The 2,946-nt window shown below is 73.5% G+C and carries 3 protein-coding genes; 1 reads left to right on the top strand and 2 read right to left on the bottom strand.

The features are described 5' to 3' along the window. Both KBX39_RS27720 and KBX39_RS27715 read right to left on the bottom strand, forming a co-directional pair. A partial coding sequence (locus tag KBX39_RS27720; protein WP_210873317.1) for a glutamyl-tRNA reductase occupies nucleotides 1-1,125 on the bottom strand: 1,125 nt, incomplete at its 3' end. After that, nucleotides 1,122-1,892: a redox-sensing transcriptional repressor Rex gene (locus KBX39_RS27715; RefSeq protein WP_043328093.1), complete on the bottom strand. Its 771-nt coding sequence runs from the start codon at nucleotides 1,890-1,892 to the stop codon at nucleotides 1,122-1,124. The genes KBX39_RS27715 and KBX39_RS27720, both read right to left, overlap by 4 nt. 390 nt (nucleotides 1,893-2,282) lie before the next feature. Between KBX39_RS27715 and KBX39_RS27710 the strand changes: the two genes are divergently transcribed. Next, on the top strand, nucleotides 2,283-2,946 hold a 664-nt coding region (locus KBX39_RS27710), incomplete at its 3' end, for a sensor domain-containing protein (protein WP_210873315.1).

Genomic DNA, 2,946 nt, shown 5'->3' with positions numbered 1-2,946 from the left:
CTGGTCGTCGCTGAGGTCGGGGCGGCGCTGACCGAGCCGGCGCAGCTCGGTGGCGACCACGTCGTCGGCCCGGCCGCGCAGGGCGGCCACCGTCGGCGCCACGTCGGCGCCGCGCAGCCAGCTCAGGAACGACTCGACCTCACCGGCGACGATCCGGGCCACCTCGGCGGCGTCGGCGGCGGCCGGCCCGTCGGCGAGCACGGCGGCCATCCGGTCGATGTCGACGACCTCGACGCCGGGCAGCTCGGCGACGCCGGGCTCGACGTCGCGCGGTACGGCCAGGTCGAGCAGGACCAGCGGGCCGCGGTCGGCGTCCCGGCGGGCCAGTGCCCGGGTCACCACGTCGCGGGTGAGCACCGGCTCGGTGGCGGCGGTGGCGGCGACCACGCCGTCTACGTCGGCGAGCGCGGTGATCAGCTCGGCCATCGGCACGGCGGACGCGCCGTACGACTCGGCGAGCCGGACGGCACGGGCGGCGCCCCGGTTGGTCACGGTGAGCGGGCCGGCGCCCAGCCGGGACAGCGTGGCCACGCCCAGCGAGCCCATCGCGCCCGCGCCGACGATCATCGCGGGCCGCCCGGCCAGCTCGCCGTCGAGCATCTCGGCGGCGAGGTCGAGCGCGGCGGTGACGACGCTCTGCCCGGCCCGGTCGATGTTGGTCTCGGCGTGCGCGCGCTTGCCGACCCGCAGCGCCTGCTGCATCAGCTCGTGCAGCAGGCGGCCGGCCGAGTCGGCGCCACCGGCGGAGTGGTAGGCGTCGCGGAGCTGGCCGAGGATCTGCGCCTCGCCGACCACCATCGAGTCGAGCCCGGCGGCCACCCGGAAGACGTGGTCCACGGCGGCGGCGTCGTAGTGCACGTAGAGGTGCGGGGCGAGCGCCGCCGGCTGGCAGCCGGCCTGATCGGCCAGGACCGCGCAGATGTCGCCGAGTCCGCCGTGGAACCCGGAGACGGCGGCGTAGACCTCCACCCGGTTGCAGGTGGAGACCAGGACGGCCTCGGCGACGTACGGCTGGGCGATCAGGCGGTCCAGCGTCCGGGTGAGGTCGGCGGGCGGGACGGCGAGCTGTTCCAGGGTGGCGACCGGGGCGGTGCGGTAGGACGCGCCGACGACGAGCAGTTTCACGTGCCGATCGCCTCCTGGGTGTCGGTGGCCGCGAGTCCGCCGGGCAGGGCGGTGAGGGCGGTCCCGCCGGTGGCGGGGAGCGCGGTCAGCGACGCCTTGCGGTGCTCGTGGAAGGACAGGATCTGCAGCTCGATGGCGAGGTCGACCTTGCGCACGTCGACCCCGTCCGGGACCGAGAGTACGCAGGGCGCGAAGTTGAGGATGCTCGTCACGCCGACGGCGACCAGCTGATCGGCGACCGCCTGGGCGGCCGGGGCGGGCGTGGCGATGACGCCGATCGAGATCGATTCCTCGGCGACCACCTGGGGCAGGTCGTCGATGTGCTGGACGACGAGTCCGTTGATCCGCTCGCCGACCCGGGACCGGTCGGCGTCGAGGAGCGCGGCGATACGGAAGCCGCGGTTGGCGAAGCCGTCGTAGCCGGCCAGCGCGTGACCGAGGTTACCGACGCCGACGAGCGCGACGGCCCGGCACTGGGTGAGGCCGAGCACCGAGGAGATCTGGTCGACCAGGAGCGCCACGTCGTAGCCGACGCCCCGGGTGCCGTACGAGCCGAGGTGGGACAGGTCCTTGCGGAGCTTCGCGGAGTTGACGCCTGCCGCGTTGGCGAGCCCTTCGCTGGACACCGTCTCGTGCCCGGAGTCGGCGAGCGTGTGCAGCGCACGCAGGTATTCCGGGAGCCGGGACACGGTCGCCTCGGGCAGGTCCGGAAGCGCCGGTACGGCACCGGTGCGGCCGGGCGCGCCTGGTTGACGGTGCTGACTCATGAGACTCCGTGCGGTGCGATCCTCGACCAGCGACGGGGGCCGGTCGTTTCGGGACTCCCGCTGGCGACCGAGATTGCCGGCTGTGCTAGCAGGGCGCGTCGGAACTACAGAGTAGGCGCTTGTGAAGAGGTGCACAAATCGCGATCTTGAAAGCTCGCGACGCGCCTTCACCTGCCCCTCCATTCCCGCAAGATCGATCGACCGCCTCCCTTGGCGGCGCGTGGCGATTATTGCTCAATCCCGACTTCCCTGACCAATCGCGCGCGGCTCGTAGCGCTCCGTCACCGGCGTGGCGAGGCGAGTCTCACGTTTTGCAGTAGGGAGAACCCCACCCCCAAGAGGCCAGCGTGCGGGATGGGTCGGCGGGGCACGCGCCCATAGCCTCGAACCATGACCGCCGCACCACTGGCCACCGCGCCCACTCCGCTGTCCCCCGTCCACGGGCTGCTGCGCCGCCTCGCCCGCGACACCACCTACGTACTCGTGGGCTTCCCGCTGGCGATCGTCGGCTTCGTGCTCGCGGTGGTGGGGATCTCACTCAGCGCCGGGCTGCTGGTGACCACGCTCGGCCTGCCGATCCTCGCCGGCTTCCTCTACGCCGCCCGTGGGCTGGCCGACATCGAGCGGCTCCGGCTCGCCGCGGTGCTGGACCGGCCCCGGGTACGCCCGGTCTACCGCCGGCCGGAGCCGGGCGCCGGGTTCTGGCGGCGGGTGTTCACCCCGATCCGGGACGCGCAGTCGTGGCTCGACCTGCTGCACGCGTTCGTCCGGCTGCTGGTGGCCCTGCCCACGTTCGTGCTGCTGGTGGTCTGGTGGGTGCTGGCCCTGGGCGGCACGCTCTACGTCGTCTACGACTGGGCCATCCCGCGCGGCGTCGACGACCAGGACCTGAGCCAGCTCCTCGGAATGGGTGACGGCGCCGGCGCGCGGATCGCCCTGAACACCGCGATCGGGCTGTTCGCCCTGTTCACGCTCCCGCTGGTGGCGCGCGGCTGCGCCCGCCTGCAGGCCGGGCTGGCGTACTCGCTGCTCACCGGCGTGGCCGAGATGCGGC

The organism is Micromonospora sp. D75, from assembly GCF_018070405.1.
Classification (GTDB): Bacteria; Actinomycetota; Actinomycetes; order Mycobacteriales; family Micromonosporaceae; genus Micromonospora; species Micromonospora chalcea.
Note: the sequence above shows the minus strand (reverse complement) of the source record. Positions and strands in the feature narration are given on the sequence as shown.